This is a genomic window from Streptococcus sp. HMSC073D05 (genome assembly GCF_001812015.1).
GTDB classification, from domain to species: domain Bacteria; phylum Bacillota; class Bacilli; order Lactobacillales; family Streptococcaceae; genus Streptococcus; species Streptococcus parasanguinis_D.
Window position 1 is genome coordinate 13439 of record NZ_KV807500.1, and the last position, 17182, is coordinate 30620.

Below are 17182 nucleotides of genomic sequence, written 5' to 3' on the forward strand. Positions count from 1 at the left end.
TAAGGGAGAGACGGGATTTAGCCGATCTCTCCTTTTTTAGGTTTAGAAAGGAAGCAAATGGCATTTGCAGCGATTCGAGAGTTTTTAAAGCTTCAAGGTATCCACTACCAGGCCCCAGCAAAGGCTGGGGTGCTAGCCTCGGAGATGGAGCAATATCGTGCCCTAGCTCAAGCAGCTCGTAAGGAATTCACCGATTTAGTCTCAGCCTTTCAGCAGCGTCACCCTTACTTGGAGCAAGATCGGACCAGTCAATGGATGAACCAGGCCCAGGTCTTGCGGCCTCATTTTTGGGCCTATCTAAGAGGAGAAGGGACGATGGCAGAGCCCATGTTTGCACTGAGACTTTATGGGGATGCAGCTGATTTTGGTGTTTCCTTAGAGGTGAGCTTTATCGAGCGAAAAAAAGATGAGGAGAGTCTTCAAAAACAACACAAAGTTCTCACCCTTCCCATTTCTCAGCCAGTTTATTATTTCGTCCAGAAAAATGGAGAGAGTCAAAGGGTAGAAGGAACAGAAAAGAATCGCCATGATCTGTTGCAAGCAGTAGCAGAAGGGGCGGTTCGTAAGGTCCTCGTCAAATACGATGTTTCTCTAGTCGAGGATGATTCTCTTGAGGATATCCTGGATCAGTTGCAAGAGGCGCTGGTGGCTCTGGAACCCTATTACTTGGCAACCCGTCAGGTGTAGAAAGGTGTTCTCCAACCTGTATTTGCAACAATTTTGCCATAGCTATTGACAAATAGAGTCGAATCCGATAGAATAGTAAAGTATGTTTAGTAACTGATCACAACTAGCCGGCTAAACGAATACAAAATCTATGAGGAGGTATTCATCGTGAAACGTACTTATCAACCAAGTAAACTTCGTCGTGCGCGCAAACATGGTTTCCGTCACCGTATGGCAACTAAAAATGGTCGTCGCGTATTGGCAGCTCGTCGTCGTAAAGGACGCAAAGTTTTGGCTGCCTAATTCAGATAAAAACCTAAAAACCAGTAGAAACTCGAGACTACTGGTTTTTGTTTTGTCCGAAAGTGAATTTAGAGGCGCTTTCTGCTATAATAGAAACAAGAAAAACTCGGAAGAAAAGGAAGATCATGCAGATTTTTGATACCCACACCCATCTCAATGTGGAAGAATTCGCAGGAAAAGAACAAGAAGAGCTCGACTTGGCCAAGGAAATGGGTGTTGTAGCCCACAATATCGTTGGTTTTGACAAACCGACGATTGAGCGTGCCATGGAGTTGGCAGATCAATATCCAGAACTCTATCTCACGCTTGGTTGGCACCCCACTGAGGCAGGCGATTATAGTCCTGAAGTGGAGGCCTATTTACTTGAACAGCTAAAACATCCTAAAGTTGTCGCACTCGGAGAAATCGGTCTGGATTACCACTGGATGACAGCGCCGAAAGATGTCCAAGAAAAGGTTTTTCGTCGTCAGATTCAATTGTCTAAAGACTTGGACTTGCCTTTTGTGGTGCATACACGTGATGCTTTAGAAGATACTTATGCCATCATCAAGAGTGTAGGAGTCGGTCCTCGCGGTGGGATCATGCATTCTTTCTCAGGAAGTTTAGAAGAAGCCAAACGCTTCATGGATCTGGGAATGATGATCTCCTTTTCTGGAGTGGTGACCTTTAAGAAAGCCACAGATGTCCAAGAAGCGGCAGCTGGCCTTCCGTTAGACAAGATCTTGGTTGAAACAGATGCCCCTTACCTGGCACCAGTTCCCAAACGAGGTCGGGAAAATAAAACAGCCTACACTCGTTATGTGGTAGATTTTATTGCAGGACTACGTGGCTTAACAACAGAAGAAGTGGCTCAGGCAACCTATGACAATGCAAGAAAGGTATTTGGCCTTGACTGAGAAAAGAAAAATACCAGAAGTAATTGTCGTGGAGGGCAAGGACGACACAGCTAATCTCCGTCGTTTTTATGAGGTGGATACCTATGAAACGCGAGGTTCTGCGATCGATCAAGATGACCTGGAACGAATTGCTACCTTGCAAGAGTTGCGTGGGGTCATTGTCTTTACCGATCCAGACTATAATGGCGAGCGAATTCGCAAGATCATTATGCAAGAGGTGCCCCAGGCCAAACATGCCTTTTTAAATCGTGGTGAAGCAGTCCCCAAATCCAAGACCAAGGGGCGTTCCTTGGGAGTGGAGCATGCCAGCTTTGAAGACTTAGAAAAAGCCCTTGCTGGGCTGGTGGGTTCCTATGAAGAGGAGCATTTCTTTGATATTACCAAGTCAGATCTGATGCGACTCGGCCTGCTGATGGGCAGTGAAAGTCGCAAACGACGGGAATATCTAGGCGAAGCCTTGCGCATCGGCTATTGCAATGGCAAGCAATTGATCAAACGCTTGGAGTTGTTTGGAATTTGTTTAGCACAAGTCGAAGAGGCCATGGACAGTTATTAAGACGGAAGTAGAGGGGAATCCTTTACCCCTAAACGGATTAGAAAAGAGAAAAAATGAGAATTGCAGATTATAGCGTGACCAAGGCAGTGCTGGAGCGTCACGGTTTTACCTTTAAAAAATCCTTCGGTCAGAACTTCTTGACCGATACCAACATCCTTCAAAAAATTGTGGATACGGCTGAGATTGATAAGCAGGTCAATGTCATCGAAATCGGTCCCGGGATTGGAGCTTTGACTGAGTTTTTGGCAGAAAATGCCGCAGAAGTCATGGCCTTTGAGATTGATGACCGCTTGCTTCCCATTTTGGCGGATACCTTACGGGATTTTGACAATGTCACGGTTGTCAACCAAGACATCCTCAAGGTAGACCTCAACCAGTACATCGCAGAGTTTAAAAATCCAGACCTTCCGATCAAGGTGGTGGCTAACCTTCCGTATTACATCACAACTCCCATCCTCATGCACTTGATCGAATCCAAGATTCCTTTCCAAGAATTTGTGGTCATGATGCAAAAAGAGGTGGCAGACCGCATCTCGGCTGAGCCCAACACCAAGGCTTATGGTTCTTTATCCATTGCAGTCCAATACTATATGACTGCTAAGGTAGCCTTTATCGTACCCCGCACCGTCTTTGTGCCAGCACCAAACGTCGACTCTGCCATTTTGAAGATGGTCCGTCGCGAAGAACCAGCAGTAGCCGTCAAGGACGAAGATTTCTTCTTCTCTGTCAGCAAGGCTAGCTTTGTCCACCGCCGCAAAACACTTTGGAACAACTTGACCAGTCGCTTTGGCAAGACCGAAGAAATCAAAGCCAAGCTGGAAGCAGGAATCCAAGCCGCAGGCCTGCAACCTTCTGTACGAGGAGAAGCTCTTAGCTTAGAAGACTTCGCTCGCCTAGCAGACGGCCTTCTAGAAGCAGGAATAAAATAACAGAAAAGACATGAGCTTTGTAGCTCATGTCTTGTTTATTGTTGAAGGAAAGGACGGGATTTGAACCCGCGCGTGAATAGAAATCCACTTGCCGGATTTCGAGTCCGGTGCCGTACCAAGCTGGGCCACCTTTCCAAGATGCGGAGAAAGGGATTTGAACCCTCACGCCCGAAGGGGCACATGCGCCTGAAGCATGCGTGTCTGCCGTTCCACCACCTCCGCATAGTTCTATTATACACTTTTTAGGAAAAATGCCAAGGAAAAAAAGGAAGGTGCCCTTTCCCGAATTCTGCTAAAAGACAAGTCATAACGGATACTCCGTCTTCTGTTTCTATCCATTTTAAAAACGAACCTATTCGTTTCTAAAAGCGTCCGGAGAGGTTCACTTTTCGTTTTTTCTTATCAAGCAATCCAGCCTTATTTCTCATTTTTTGGTATAATAGATAGTATTAATCTCAAAGGAGTGCGATTTGCAAGGGACAATCGTCAAGGCCTTGGCTGGCTTTTACTACGTGGAGTCAGATGGTCACATTTACCAGACACGGGCTCGTGGAAATTTTAGAAAAAAAGGACAGACTCCTTATGTGGGGGATCAGGTGGAGTTCTCTGCTGAAGAGAATTCAGAAGGCTACATTTTGAGCATTGCGCCTCGAAAAAATAGCCTCGTGCGCCCTCCTATTGTCAATATTGATCAGGCGGTAGTGATCATGTCAGCTAAGGAACCTGATTTCAATGCCAATCTTTTAGACCGTTTTCTGGTTCTTTTGGAGCATAAGGGGATTCATCCCATTGTTTATATTTCAAAGCTGGACTTGTTAGAAGATATGGAAGACATCCACTACTACCAAGGAATCTACCAGGCTATTGGCTATGACTTTGTCTTGTCAATTGAGGAACTCTTGCCCCTTTTGACCAATCAAACCACGGTCTTTATGGGACAGACTGGTGTAGGAAAATCGACCTTGCTCAATAAAATCGCTCCGTATTTAGAACTTGAAACGGGTGAGATTTCAGATAGTCTGGGGCGCGGGCGACACACGACCCGAGCTGTCAGCTTTTACCATTTAAATGGAGGAAAGATCGCAGATACGCCAGGCTTCTCCTCTCTTGATTATGAAGTGACGACCAGTGAAGACTTAAATCAAGCCTTCCCAGAGATCGCCGATGTGAGCCACTCTTGTAAATTTCGTACCTGTACCCACACGCATGAGCCCGCTTGTGCGGTGAAACCAGCCGTTGAAAGAGAGGAAATTGCGCCTTACCGTTATGAGGATTACTTGCAATTTCTAAGTGAGATTGAAAACCGTCGCGAAACCTATAAAAAAGTTTCGAAAAAAATGCCAAAATAGGAGACACTACAACGATGAAAACAATGAAAATTGCACCCTCAATTTTGAGTGCCGATTATGCCAATTTTGAAAGTGAATTGAAACGCTTAGAAGCAGCAGGAGCTGACTATGCCCATATTGATGTCATGGATGGCCATTTTGTGCCCAATATCAGCTTTGGAGCTGGTGTCGTAGAGAGCATGCGTCCACATAGCAAATTGGTCTTTGATTGCCACTTGATGGTCACCAATCCCGAACACCATATCGAAGAATTTGCCCGTGCAGGTGCTGATATCATCAGCATCCATGTAGAAGCAACTCCTCATATCCACGGAGCTCTTCAAAAAATTCGTCAAGCCGGTGTGAAGGCTAGTGTCGTGATCAATCCAGGAACTCCTGTAGAAAGTATCAAACATGTCTTGAACTTGGTGGATCAAGTCTTGGTTATGACCGTTAATCCAGGATTCGGTGGCCAGGCCTTCTTGCCTGAAACCATGGACAAGGTGCGCGAATTAGCTGCTCTTCGTGAAGAAAAAGGCTTCGACTTTGATATCGAAGTGGATGGTGGAATTGATGGCCAAACTATTTCCCAAGCAAAAGAAGCCGGGGCCAATGTCTTTGTGGCAGGCTCTTATGTCTTTAATGGAGATGTCAATGAGCGTGTTCAAACGCTCCGAGATGCTGTAAATGGGTAACATCGCAATACTGGCAGGAGGTGACAGCACGCTTTTGCCAAGAGATCATGACGCTTATGTAGGTGTTGATGGTGGCTGTTTGAAGCTACTGGGACAAGGTCTGCCTTTAGATATAGCTGTGGGGGATTTCGATTCCGTCTCTGAGACCGATTTGCGCCAGATTCGAACCCAAGCCAAGCAGGTTGTTCAATCTGTCCCTGAAAAGAACGATACGGATTTGGAATTGGCCTTGAAAGCAGTCTTTGAGGCCTATCCAGAGGCTGAAGTCACCGTTTATGGTGCCTTTGGCGGTCGCTTGGATCACTTCTTGTCTAATATCTTTTTGCCGACCGATCCAGACCTAGCTCCCTACATGGAGCAGATTCAATTAGTCGATGGTCAAAATCGCTTGATCTACAGACCAGCTGGCTGCCATGAGATTCAGCCAGATCCAGCCATGTCCTATGTTGGTTTTATGCCTGTCGGACAAGGCCACTTAGAGATCACAGGGGCCAAGTATCCGCTCCATCAGGATAATTATTTTTTGAAGGCCATGTATGGCTCCAATGAATTTTTGGATCAACCGATTCAAGTGAGTCTTGACCGTGGCTATCTTGTCATTGTTTATAGTAAAGACAGAGGTTAATATGAATATCATTCTGCTTCTGATTGGCCTGCTCAATCTAGGCCTCCTCATCTATTTCTTGCAACGGTCAGATGACACAAGACCGGCTTTACGAGAGATGCTGGAAGACCACGAGGATCATTTGACAGACCAGTTGGACTATCGTTTTGAAAAAGAAAGACAAGCAAGCCAGATTGCCAATCAGCAGTTAGAGATCGCCCTGACAGATCGCTTAACCGAGATGCGAGTGGAGATCCACCAGCAGACGACGGCTCTGCGCGCTGAGATGAATGAGCACTTTACTAAAAATCGGGACAAAACAGATGAGCGCATGCGCCAGATCCAAGAGTCCAATGAAGTGCGGCTAGAACAGATGCGCCAAACGGTAGAAGAAAAATTGGAGAAAACCTTGCAACACCGTTTGCAGACCTCCTTTGAGACCGTTTCAAAACAATTGGAGTCGGTCAACAAAGGGCTGGGAGAAATGCAGACGGTGGCGCGGGATGTCGGAACTCTTAATAAAGTTCTCTCCAATACCAAGACGCGTGGGATTATGGGCGAATTGCAACTGGGCCAAATCATTGAAGATATCTTGACCCCGGCCCAGTATGAGCGGGAGTTTGTCACCGTTCCCCAATCCAGTGAGCGCGTGGAGTATGCCATTAAGCTTCCAGGACAAGGAGAGGAGCCAGTCTATCTGCCGATTGACTCTAAATTCCCACTGGAAGACTACTATCGTCTGGAAGAAGCTTATGAATCAGGAGAGAAAGAGGAAATTGAGCGTTACCGCAAGGCTCTTCTTGCTAGTATCAAGCGTTTTGCTAAGGATATCCAACAAAAATATCTTTTTCCGCCAGCGACGACGAATTTCGGAATTCTCTTTTTGCCAACTGAAGGCCTCTATTCCGAAGTGGTTCGCAATCCAGAATTCTTCGATCGCTTGCGTCGGGACGAACAAATTTTAGTAGCTGGTCCAAGTACCTTATCAGCCCTCTTGAACTCCTTGTCTGTTGGCTTTAAAACGCTTAACATCCAAAAGAGTGCAGATGACATTAGCAAGGTGTTGGGATCGGTCAAATCAGAATTCCATAAGTTTGGAGGGATTCTGGCCAAGACTCAGCGCCATTTAAAGAATGCTTCCAATAATATTGATGATTTGCTAACCAGACGGACCAGTGCCATCGAGCGGACACTCCGCCAAATCGAAAGCGATGAGGACCTGCTGGGACTAGATGTATATATAGAAGATGGAGAAGATGATGGTCAAAATTAACCAAATGAAAAAAGATGAATTGTTCGAAGGATTCTATTTGATCAAGTCAGCAGAAGTGCGTCAAACACGGGCCGGGAAAAACTACCTCGCCTTTGTCTTCCAGGATGAGACCGGTACAATCGAAGGTAAACTATGGGATGCCCAACCTCACAATGTAGAGAGTTTTATGGCTGGGCGCGTGGTCCATATGGCTGGACGTCGAGAAGTTTACAATAATACTCCGCAAGTCAACCAATTAAACATGCGCTTGCCCCAAGCAGGAGAGCCCAACAATCCAGCAGACTTTAAGGAAAAACCACCAGTAGATCCCAAGGAATTGCATGAATACCTGTCAAACATGATTTTCAAAATTGAAAATCCAGTCTGGCAACGGATTGTCCGTGCCCTCTATGGGAAATATGAGAAAGAGTTTTATAGCTATCCAGCTGCTAAGACCAACCACCATGCCTTTGAAGCAGGCCTTGCTTATCATACGGCAACCATGGTCCGCTTGGCAGATAGTATCGGCGATATCTATCCTCAGTTGAATAAGAGCTTGCTCTTTGCAGGGATTATGTTACACGATTTGGCCAAAGTGATCGAGTTGACGGGACCTGAAAATACAGAATACACTGTTCGGGGCAACCTTATCGGCCACATTGCACTGATCGATGAAGAAATCACCAAGGTCTTGCAAGACTTGAAGATTGATGACCAAAAAGAAGAAGTGATCGTCCTTCGCCATGTGATCTTGAGTCATCATGGCTTGCTGGAATACGGTAGTCCTGTTCGTCCAAAGATCATGGAAGCAGAGATTATTCATATGATCGATAATTTGGATGCGGAAATGATGATGATGACAACAGCACTTGGCTTAATTGGTCCTGGCGAAATGACCAATAAAATCTTTGCTATGGAAAATCGTTCCTTCTATAAACCGAATCTCGACTAGTAAAAACAGTGAGAAATACGGGAATGATTCTGCCAAAAATGAAATAATCAGGAAAAAACGGCCTTCTGTAAATCAGAATGTTCGTTTTTTTCTGTTCTTATGGTATAATGATAGAAAAAACTACATGGTGAGAAAATGAAATTAAGAAGAAGTGAACGGATGGTCGTGATTTCTAATTACTTGATCAACCATCCCTATGAATTGACTAGCCTCAATACGTTTGCGGAAAAGTATGAGTCTGCCAAGTCTTCCATCTCAGAAGATATCGTGATCATTAAGCGTGCGTTTGAAGAGATGGAAATCGGAAATATTGAGACCATTACAGGAGCTGGAGGAGGCGTTATCTTTACACCGTCTATTTCAGATCAAGAATCCAAAGAAATCGTCGAGGATCTTTGCAAGCAACTGTCTGAAAGTGATCGTATCCTTCCTGGTGGCTACATTTACCTGTCTGATCTTTTGAGCAATCCGAAGATTTTGAATCGCATCGGACGCATCATTGCCAAAGCCTTCCGAGATAAGAAGATTGATGCTGTCATGACCGTAGCGACCAAGGGAGTTCCTTTAGCGAATGCAGTGGCCAATGTCTTGAATGTTCCATTCGTCATTGTCCGTCGTGATTTGAAAATCACAGAAGGGTCAACCGTTAGTGTCAACTATGTTTCAGGCTCAAGTGGGGATCGCATTGAGAAAATGTTCCTTTCAAAACGGAGCCTAAAAGCAGGAAGCCGGGTCTTGATTGTCGATGACTTCCTTAAAGGTGGCGGAACGATTAACGGGATGGTCAGCCTCTTGTCTGAATTTGATTCTGAATTAGCAGGAGTAGCTGTCTTTGCGGATAATGCTGCAACCGACCGTGAATTCTTTGAACACAAATCCTTATTGCGCGTGACCAACATCGATGTAAAAGAAAATAAATTGAGTGTCGAAGTTGGGAATATCTTTGATTAAGAGCAACAAAGGAGGATCAAAAAGTGAAAAGAATTTTAGATCGATTTGATAATAGTCCTTTGTGGATTCGCTTGGTGACAGTTCTGTCTCTATCCTTTATTTTGGTAGCTGGCTTGTATACCGTTAAAAAGAATACGGCTGCCCAGGTAACGACAGAAGTTCAACCTGCTAAAAAAACAGGTTCCCTTCCAGTGAAAAAGGAAACAAAGGAAGAAAAAGAAAAGAAGGAAGAAAAGAAAAATACAGAAGCTGCTGAAAAAGCAGTCGTTCAAATGGAAACAACTCCAAGTCAAGATTCTGTGAACGCTGCCCAGGCTGCTGTGAAGAAAGTCAAAGATGCGACTCAAAAGCAATCGCTTGAGGCCCGTATCCAATACATCGCTAACTATTATGGACTGACCTATGAGAGCGACACAACGGCAACACAGCAGACTCAAACAGACGCTAATGCCAACGCTGGAGTAGCTGGAGCCAATGCGACAGTTCAACCACAACAGCAACAACAGTATGCTCCGGCTGCAGATGCAGGGGCAGAAGTACCTGCTGAAGCTGGTCAATAATGAACTTTTTCGACTTCTTTAAAAAATAAAAAAACATCTTGCAATCAAAGTGCCGTCATGTTATAATAATAGACGGTACTTTTTACTTTTGGTCTCTCAAGAGTGTACAGGGACGTGCTGACAAATGTTGCAAAAGTACACACAGATGGTAGCTGTCACCAAGTGTACCATCACCAAAAATAAAAAATTTCACAGGAGAATGTAGATGCCTACAATTAACCAATTGGTTCGCAAACCGCGTAAATCAAAAGTAGAAAAATCTAAATCACCAGCTTTGAACGTTGGTTACAACAGTCATAAAAAAGTTCAAACAAACGTTTCTTCACCACAAAAACGTGGTGTTGCAACTCGTGTTGGAACAATGACACCTAAAAAACCTAACTCAGCCCTTCGTAAATTTGCTCGTGTACGTTTGAGCAACTTGATCGAAGTAACTGCTTATATCCCAGGTATCGGACACAACTTGCAAGAACACAGCGTGGTTCTTCTTCGTGGTGGACGTGTAAAAGACCTTCCAGGGGTACGTTACCATATCGTCCGTGGAGCACTTGATACTGCAGGTGTAAACGATCGTAAACAAGGCCGTTCTAAATACGGTACTAAAAAACCAAAAGCATAAGGAAAGGGGATAAAGAAAAATGAGTCGTAAAAACCGTGCGCCTAAACGCGATGTATTGCCAGATCCGCTTTACAATTCACAATTAGTTACTCGTCTTATCAACCGCGTTATGCTTGATGGTAAACGTGGTACAGCTGCTTCAATCGTTTACGGAGCTTTCGAACAAATTAAAGAAGCTACTGGAAACGATGCTCTTGAAGTATTCGAAACAGCTATGGAAAACATCATGCCTGTACTTGAAGTACGTGCTCGCCGTGTTGGTGGTTCTAACTACCAAGTCCCAGTTGAAGTTCGTCCAGAACGTCGTACAACACTTGGACTTCGTTGGTTGGTAACAATCGCTCGTCAACGTGGTGAACACACAATGGTTGATCGTCTTGCAAAAGAAATCTTGGATGCAGCGAACAACACTGGTGCAGCTGTTAAGAAACGTGAAGATACTCACCGTATGGCTGAAGCTAACCGTGCATTCGCACACTTCCGCTGGTAAGATCAAGATATTAAGGGCGTTAAAAAAGCGACTGAAAATTAGGAAGCTTGACGAAGAATCAAAGATTCTAGGAAGGCTTATCTATTTTCCGAGCTTTTAGCCCAGGTTCAATTATGATACTAAGAGCGGCAAAGGCCCAAGGCAAAAATAGGAAACTGATGCAGTGTTCGATGAACACAAGTCAGTTAACTTGAGCTTTTACCCCAGGTTCAATTGAGCTCAAATCGGCTAACTAACTTTAGCCCGGGTTCAATTCAACTCTTCTTATAAGTTGGAACCAAAACATAGCATGAAAACACTGAGAACGGGTAGGTCCTGCCTATCCGTTTTTATTAAATCATGTTATAATAGAATATAGAAATAAAAAATATAGGAGAAACAAACCTCATGGCACGCGAATTTTCACTTGAAAAAACTCGTAATATCGGTATCATGGCTCACGTCGATGCTGGTAAAACAACTACAACTGAGCGTATCCTTTACTACACTGGTAAGATTCACAAAATTGGTGAAACTCACGAAGGTGCGTCACAAATGGACTGGATGGAGCAAGAGCAAGAACGTGGTATCACTATCACATCTGCCGCTACAACAGCTCAATGGAAAGACACTCGTGTAAACATCATCGACACACCAGGACACGTGGACTTCACTATCGAAGTTCAACGTTCACTCCGCGTTTTGGACGGTGCTGTAACCGTTCTTGACTCACAATCAGGTGTTGAGCCTCAAACTGAAACAGTTTGGCGTCAAGCAACTGAATACGGAGTTCCACGTATCGTATTCGCAAACAAGATGGATAAAATCGGTGCTGACTTCCTTTACTCAGTAAGCACACTTCATGACCGTCTTCAAGCAAACGCTCACCCAATTCAATTGCCAATCGGTGCTGAAGATGACTTCCGCGGAATCATTGACTTGATCAAGATGAAAGCTGAAATCTATACGAACGACCTTGGTACAGATATCCTTGAAGAAGATATTCCAGCTGAATACCTTGAACAAGCTCAAGAATACCGTGAAAAATTGGTTGAAGCAGTTGCTGAAACTGATGAAGACTTGATGATGAAATACCTTGAAGGGGAAGAAATCACAAACGAAGAATTGAAAGCTGGTATCCGTAAAGCAACAATCAACGTTGAATTCTACCCAGTACTTTGTGGTTCTGCCTTCAAGAACAAAGGGGTTCAATTGATGTTGGATGCAGTCCTTGACTACCTTCCAAGCCCACTTGATATCCCTGCAATCAAGGGTGTAAACCCAGATACAGATGAAGAAGAAGAACGTCCAGCATCTGATGAAGAGCCATTTGCAGCTCTTGCCTTCAAGATCATGACTGACCCATTTGTAGGTCGTTTGACATTCTTCCGTGTTTATTCAGGTGTCTTGAACTCAGGTTCATACGTATTGAACACTTCTAAAGGTAAACGTGAACGTATCGGACGTATCCTTCAAATGCACGCCAACACTCGTAAAGAAATCGAAACAGTTTACTCTGGAGATATCGCTGCTGCCGTTGGTTTGAAAGATACAACAACTGGTGACTCATTGACAGATGAAAAAGCAAAAATCATCCTTGAATCAATCGAAGTTCCAGAACCAGTTATCCAATTGATGGTTGAGCCTAAATCTAAAGCAGACCAAGACAAGATGGGTATCGCCCTTCAAAAATTGGCTGAAGAAGATCCAACATTCCGCGTTGAAACAAACCCTGAAACTGGTGAAACAGTTATCTCTGGTATGGGTGAGTTGCACTTGGATGTCCTTGTTGACCGTATGAAACGTGAATTCAAGGTTGAAGCTAACGTTGGTGCCCCTCAAGTATCTTACCGTGAAACATTCCGCGCTTCTACACAAGCACGTGGATTCTTCAAACGTCAATCTGGTGGTAAAGGTCAGTTTGGTGATGTTTGGATCGAATTTACTCCAAACGAAGAAGGTAAAGGATTCGAGTTCGAAAATGCGATCGTCGGTGGTGTGGTTCCACGTGAATTCATCCCTGCAGTAGAAAAAGGACTTCAAGAATCTATGGCGAACGGTGTTCTTGCTGGTTACCCGATGGTTGACGTGAAAGCTAAGCTTTACGATGGTTCATACCACGATGTCGACTCATCTGAAACTGCCTTCAAGATCGCTGCATCTCTTGCACTTAAAGAAGCTGCTAAGACTGCACAACCAGCTATCCTTGAACCAATGATGCTTGTAACCATCACAGTTCCTGAAGAAAACCTTGGGGATGTTATGGGTCACGTAACTGCTCGTCGTGGACGTGTAGATGGTATGGAAGCACACGGTGCAAGCCAAATCGTTCGTGCTTATGTGCCACTTGCTGAAATGTTCGGTTACGCTACTGTCCTTCGTTCTGCAACTCAAGGACGTGGTACCTTCATGATGGTATTTGACCACTACGAAGATGTACCAAAATCAGTACAAGAAGAAATCATTAAAAAAGCTAAAGGTGAAGCTTAATTTACCAAAGCTGAAAAACTCTTCCCATTCGGGAAGAGTTTTTCTTTGTTCCAAAAGTGAGTACAAGTAAAAAAAAGTGCTGATCAGGACTTTGTGAAAAACTTTAATAAAAGAGGTAGTGATCTATGATAAATCTTGCTTTTCGTGGGGAAATAGTTGCTTTTTAATGCAATAAAGTATATAATAGAGACTGTTAAAAGATGTTTGGCGCTGTGTCAAGTTACTCTTTTCACAAAAAAATTTTTTGATTTTCATAAGGAGGAAATCACGAATGGTAGTTAAAGTTGGTATTAACGGTTTCGGTCGTATCGGACGTCTTGCTTTCCGTCGTATCCAAAACGTAGAAGGTGTTGAAGTTACACGCATCAACGACCTTACAGATCCAGTTATGCTTGCACACTTGTTGAAATACGATACAACTCAAGGTCGTTTCGACGGTACTGTGGAAGTTAAAGAAGGTGGATTCGAAGTTAACGGTAAATTCATTAAAGTTTCCGCTGAACGCGATCCAGAACAAATCGACTGGGCTAACGACGGTGTAGAAATCGTTCTTGAAGCAACTGGTTTCTTTGCTACTAAAGCAGCTGCTGAAAAACACTTGCATGCTGGTGGTGCTAAGAAAGTTGTTATCACTGCTCCTGGTGGATCAGATGTTAAAACAGTCGTATTTAACACTAACCACGATATTCTTGATGGTACTGAAACAGTTATCTCAGGTGCTTCATGTACCACAAACTGCTTGGCTCCAATGGCTAAAGCTCTTCAAGATAACTTCGGTGTTGTTGAAGGATTGATGACTACTATCCACGCTTACACTGGTGACCAAATGATCCTTGACGGTCCACACCGTAAAGGTGACCTTCGTCGTGCACGCGCTGGTGCTGCTAACATCGTTCCTAACTCAACTGGTGCTGCTAAAGCAATCGGTTTGGTTATCCCTGAATTGAACGGTAAATTGGACGGAGCTGCACAACGTGTTCCTGTTCCAACTGGATCAGTTACTGAATTGGTAGTTGTTCTTGACAAGAACGTTACTGTTGATGAAGTGAACGCAGCTATGAAAGCAGCTTCAAACGAATCATACGGTTACACTGAAGATCCAATCGTTTCTTCAGACGTTGTAGGTATGTCTTACGGATCATTGTTTGACGCAACTCAAACTAAAGTTATTGACGTTGACGGTAAACAATTGGTTAAAGTTGTTTCATGGTATGACAACGAAATGTCTTACACTGCACAACTTGTTCGTACTCTTGAATACTTCGCAAAAATTGCTAAATAATTCATGCGTATGATGAGAGGAGGGAAACCTCCTCTTTTTTTGTACTTATGGAGATACAAATCATGCAAAGTATAGGGAATCCAGCTCAATAAGAGGTGAAATCATCGAATTTTTCTACCTCTTTTACAGCTTTTGTGATATAATTATCATGTATTAAAAAAAGAAGGAGTCATATCTAATGGCAAAATTAACTGTTAAAGACGTTGACTTGAAAGGGAAAAAAGTTCTCGTTCGTGTTGACTTCAACGTTCCTGTAAAAGATGGCGTGATCACTAACGATAACCGTATCACTGCAGCTCTTCCAACTATCAAGTACATCCTTGAACAAGGTGGACGTGCAATCCTCTTCTCTCACCTTGGACGTGTAAAAGAAGAAGCAGATAAAGAAGGTAAATCACTTGCTCCTGTAGCTGCTGACTTGGCTGCTAAATTGGGTCAAGAAGTTAAATTTATCCCAGGTGTTACACGTGGTGCTGAATTGGAAGCTGCTGTTAACGCTCTTGAAGATGGACAAGTTCTCTTGGTTGAAAACACTCGTTTCGAAGATGTTGATGGCAAGAAAGAATCTAAAAACGATCCTGAACTTGGTAAATACTGGGCATCACTTGGAGATGGTGTCTTCGTAAACGATGCATTTGGTACTGCTCACCGTGCACACGCATCTAACGTTGGTATCTCTGCAAACGTTGATAAAGCTGTTGCTGGATTCCTTCTTGAAAATGAAATTGCTTACATCAAAGAAGCAGTTGAAGCTCCAGAACGTCCATTCGTAGCTATCCTTGGTGGATCTAAAGTATCTGACAAGATCGGTGTTATCGAAAACTTGCTTGAAAAAGCTGATAAAGTTCTTATCGGTGGTGGGATGACTTACACATTCTACAAAGCACAAGGTATCGAAATCGGTAACTCACTTGTAGAAGAAGATAAATTGGATGTGGCGAAAGCTCTTCTTGAAAAATCAAACGGCAAATTGATCTTGCCAGTTGACTCAAAAGAAGCGAACGCATTTGCTGACTACACTGAAGTGAAAGACACTGAAGGTGAAGCAGTAGATCCAGGATTCCTTGGTCTTGATATCGGTCCTAAATCAATCGCTAAATTCGACCAAGAATTGACTGGTGCGAAAACAGTTGTATGGAACGGACCTATGGGTGTATTTGAAAACCCTGACTTCCAAGCTGGTACAATCGGTGTAATGGACGCTATCGTGAAACAACCAGGCGTTAAATCAATCATCGGTGGTGGTGACTCAGCTGCTGCTGCGATCAACCTTGGCCGTGCAGACAAATTCTCATGGATCTCTACTGGTGGTGGTGCATCTATGGAACTCCTTGAAGGTAAAGAACTTCCAGGATTGGCTGCTCTTACAGACAAATAATCTAAATAGAATGAAAGAGGCTGGGACAAAAGTCCTAGCCTCTCAATTGTCTTGGATTATCGATCAAGACGCAGTGGTTGAGTGGGCTCTACTACGCTGATTTCATCAGCTTTTACAGCCCTACTCAACTGTGCGGAGGCGGGACAAAGAAATCGAATTCTAACGAATTACCGATTTCTGTCCCCCTCTCTTTTTTCTTTCTATTGATATCTGTTCTCTCCTTTCTGAAAATATGGTAGAATAATAGAAATAGAAAGATAGGTGACCATGGATTACTTTAAACGACACAAATTTGATTGGTCCAAATTCCGTTTGGGGATGAGAACCTTTAAAACAGGGATTGCCGTTTTTATTGTACTACTTATTTTTGGAATATTTGGCTGGCGAGGCCTTCAGATCGGGACTTTGACAGCTGTTTTTAGTTTGAGGGAAGACTTTGATAAGAGTGTCCACTTCGGGGCTTCGCGTGTCATGGGCAACAGTATCGGAGGTTTTTATGCTGTATTGTTCTTCCTTTTAAAAACGCTCTTTCATGGGGCGTATTGGGTGACTCTGATTTTTGTACCCATTGCGACCATGTTAACCATTATGACAAATGTCGCTATGAATAACAAAGCAGGAATTATCGGAGGAGTTTCGGCAATGCTGATTATTACCCTCTCGATTCCTAACGGAGAAACCTTCTTGTATGTTTTTGCCCGAATATTTGAGACCTTTATTGGCGTTTTCGTTGCGATTTTGGTCAATTCGGATGTGGATCGCATTCGCGATTTTCTCAAGAAACACAAAAAACCTATGTAAGATTATATAACATTTAATCTTGACATAGATTTTTTTTTCGATATAATAGAATAGAAAGAGGAATGGTATGAAGGAAAAGGAATTACGACGCTCGCTGGCAGTCTTTCCGATTGGAAGTGTTATGAAGCTGACCGACTTGACAGCTCGCCAGATTCGTTATTATGAAGATCAGGGATTGATTTCTCCTGATCGGACAGAAGGCAATCGCCGCATGTATTCGTTGGACGATATGGACCGCCTGCTTGAGATCAAAGATTATATCTCAGATGGCTTCAATATTGCGGATATTAAGAAGAAATATGCGGAAAAAGAGCAAGAGCAAACCAAGGTTGTCAGTCAAGAAGAGATCCGTAAGGCTCTTCATCGTGACATTCTTCAGCAAAGTCGCTTCACATCTTCCCCATCGCCATATGGTCAATTTCGTTGATCATTTCATAAGCTTGTAATCTAT

General features: G+C 43.6%; 19 protein-coding genes and 2 tRNA genes. 19 read left to right on the forward strand and 2 right to left on the reverse strand.

Translation table 11 applies throughout. The features are described 5' to 3' along the window. Positions 1 to 57: 57 nt before the first annotated feature. The 5 genes from HMPREF2832_RS09415 (at position 58) to rsmA (ending at position 3350) form a co-directional block, all read left to right on the forward strand. A complete protein-coding gene (locus HMPREF2832_RS09415) occupies positions 58 to 687 on the forward strand; it encodes a hypothetical protein (protein WP_049497088.1) in 630 nt (209 codons plus the stop codon). A gap of 147 nt (positions 688 to 834) precedes the next feature. Further along, positions 835 to 969, forward strand: coding sequence for a 50S ribosomal protein L34 (gene rpmH / locus HMPREF2832_RS09420; protein WP_003003086.1), 135 nt, complete (start codon positions 835 to 837; stop codon positions 967 to 969). Positions 970 to 1094: 125 nt separating this feature from the next. Continuing rightward, positions 1095 to 1865, forward strand: coding sequence for a TatD family hydrolase (locus tag HMPREF2832_RS09425; protein ID WP_049497090.1), 771 nt, complete (start codon positions 1095 to 1097; stop codon positions 1863 to 1865). After that, positions 1837 to 2421 carry a ribonuclease M5 gene (rnmV, locus tag HMPREF2832_RS09430; RefSeq protein WP_186823075.1) on the forward strand — a complete coding sequence of 195 codons (585 nt, stop codon included), beginning with the start codon at positions 1837 to 1839 and terminating at the stop codon, positions 2419 to 2421. The genes HMPREF2832_RS09425 and rnmV overlap by 29 nt, the downstream gene beginning before the upstream one ends. Before the next feature lie 53 nt (positions 2422 to 2474). Then, positions 2475 to 3350 carry a 16S rRNA (adenine(1518)-N(6)/adenine(1519)-N(6))-dimethyltransferase RsmA gene (gene rsmA, locus HMPREF2832_RS09435; RefSeq protein ID WP_070507011.1) on the forward strand — a complete coding sequence of 292 codons (876 nt, stop codon included), beginning with the start codon at positions 2475 to 2477 and terminating at the stop codon, positions 3348 to 3350. 45 nt (positions 3351 to 3395) lie between these two features. Here the strand turns inward: rsmA and HMPREF2832_RS09440 are convergent. Both HMPREF2832_RS09440 and HMPREF2832_RS09445 read right to left on the reverse strand, forming a co-directional pair. After that, positions 3396 to 3485: transfer RNA gene (locus HMPREF2832_RS09440), tRNA-Ser, on the reverse strand. Positions 3486 to 3489: 4 nt separating this feature from the next. Continuing rightward, a tRNA-Leu gene (locus HMPREF2832_RS09445) sits at positions 3490 to 3572 on the reverse strand. A 248-nt stretch (positions 3573 to 3820) separates the two neighbouring features. On the opposite strand from HMPREF2832_RS09445, the gene rsgA reads away from it, so the two are divergent. The 14 genes from rsgA to HMPREF2832_RS09515 all read left to right on the forward strand — a co-directional run bounded on the left by rsgA (position 3821) and on the right by HMPREF2832_RS09515 (position 17158). Beyond that, positions 3821 to 4699 carry a ribosome small subunit-dependent GTPase A gene (gene rsgA / locus HMPREF2832_RS09450; protein ID WP_070507015.1) on the forward strand — a complete coding sequence of 293 codons (879 nt, stop codon included), beginning with the start codon at positions 3821 to 3823 and terminating at the stop codon, positions 4697 to 4699. Positions 4700 to 4713: 14 nt separating this feature from the next. Continuing rightward, entirely contained in the window at positions 4714 to 5373 is a 660-nt protein-coding gene (rpe, locus tag HMPREF2832_RS09455; RefSeq protein WP_070507018.1) for a ribulose-phosphate 3-epimerase, read from the forward strand. Further along, positions 5366 to 5998: a thiamine diphosphokinase gene (locus HMPREF2832_RS09460; RefSeq protein WP_070507020.1), complete on the forward strand. Its 633-nt coding sequence runs from the start codon at positions 5366 to 5368 to the stop codon at positions 5996 to 5998. The genes rpe and HMPREF2832_RS09460 overlap by 8 nt, the downstream gene beginning before the upstream one ends. Before the next feature lies 1 nt (position 5999). Then, positions 6000 to 7250 carry a DNA recombination protein RmuC gene (locus HMPREF2832_RS09465; protein WP_049497101.1) on the forward strand — a complete coding sequence of 417 codons (1251 nt, stop codon included), beginning with the start codon at positions 6000 to 6002 and terminating at the stop codon, positions 7248 to 7250. Next, complete coding sequence (locus tag HMPREF2832_RS09470; RefSeq protein ID WP_049497103.1) at positions 7237 to 8181, forward strand: 3'-5' exoribonuclease YhaM family protein; 945 nt, start codon at positions 7237 to 7239, stop codon at positions 8179 to 8181. The genes HMPREF2832_RS09465 and HMPREF2832_RS09470 overlap by 14 nt, the downstream gene beginning before the upstream one ends. Before the next feature lie 135 nt (positions 8182 to 8316). Continuing rightward, positions 8317 to 9132: a pur operon repressor gene (purR, locus tag HMPREF2832_RS09475; RefSeq protein ID WP_037599408.1), complete on the forward strand. Its 816-nt coding sequence runs from the start codon at positions 8317 to 8319 to the stop codon at positions 9130 to 9132. 23 nt (positions 9133 to 9155) lie between these two features. Further along, entirely contained in the window at positions 9156 to 9692 is a 537-nt protein-coding gene (locus HMPREF2832_RS09480) for a hypothetical protein (RefSeq protein ID WP_049497105.1), read from the forward strand. 205 nt (positions 9693 to 9897) lie between these two features. Then, the gene (gene rpsL / locus HMPREF2832_RS09485; RefSeq protein ID WP_003003125.1) at positions 9898 to 10311 is read left to right on the forward strand and encodes a 30S ribosomal protein S12; all 414 of its coding nucleotides are present in this window, start codon (positions 9898 to 9900) and stop codon (positions 10309 to 10311) included. Between the two features lie 19 nt (positions 10312 to 10330). Then, positions 10331 to 10801: a 30S ribosomal protein S7 gene (gene rpsG, locus HMPREF2832_RS09490; RefSeq protein WP_003003105.1), complete on the forward strand. Its 471-nt coding sequence runs from the start codon at positions 10331 to 10333 to the stop codon at positions 10799 to 10801. A gap of 387 nt (positions 10802 to 11188) precedes the next feature. After that, positions 11189 to 13270, forward strand: a complete 2082-nt coding sequence (fusA, locus tag HMPREF2832_RS09495; RefSeq protein ID WP_003003071.1) for an elongation factor G — start codon at positions 11189 to 11191, stop codon at positions 13268 to 13270. Between the two features lie 271 nt (positions 13271 to 13541). Next, a complete protein-coding gene (gene gap, locus HMPREF2832_RS09500) occupies positions 13542 to 14552 on the forward strand; it encodes a type I glyceraldehyde-3-phosphate dehydrogenase (RefSeq protein ID WP_023919220.1) in 1011 nt (336 codons plus the stop codon). Positions 14553 to 14730: 178 nt separating this feature from the next. Further along, positions 14731 to 15930, forward strand: coding sequence for a phosphoglycerate kinase (locus HMPREF2832_RS09505; protein ID WP_003015928.1), 1200 nt, complete (start codon positions 14731 to 14733; stop codon positions 15928 to 15930). A gap of 267 nt (positions 15931 to 16197) precedes the next feature. Further along, positions 16198 to 16731, forward strand: a complete 534-nt coding sequence (locus tag HMPREF2832_RS09510; protein WP_003008874.1) for an FUSC family protein — start codon at positions 16198 to 16200, stop codon at positions 16729 to 16731. 67 nt (positions 16732 to 16798) lie between these two features. Beyond that, a complete protein-coding gene (locus tag HMPREF2832_RS09515) occupies positions 16799 to 17158 on the forward strand; it encodes a MerR family transcriptional regulator (RefSeq protein WP_003008872.1) in 360 nt (119 codons plus the stop codon). Positions 17159 to 17182: the final 24 nt, after the last annotated feature.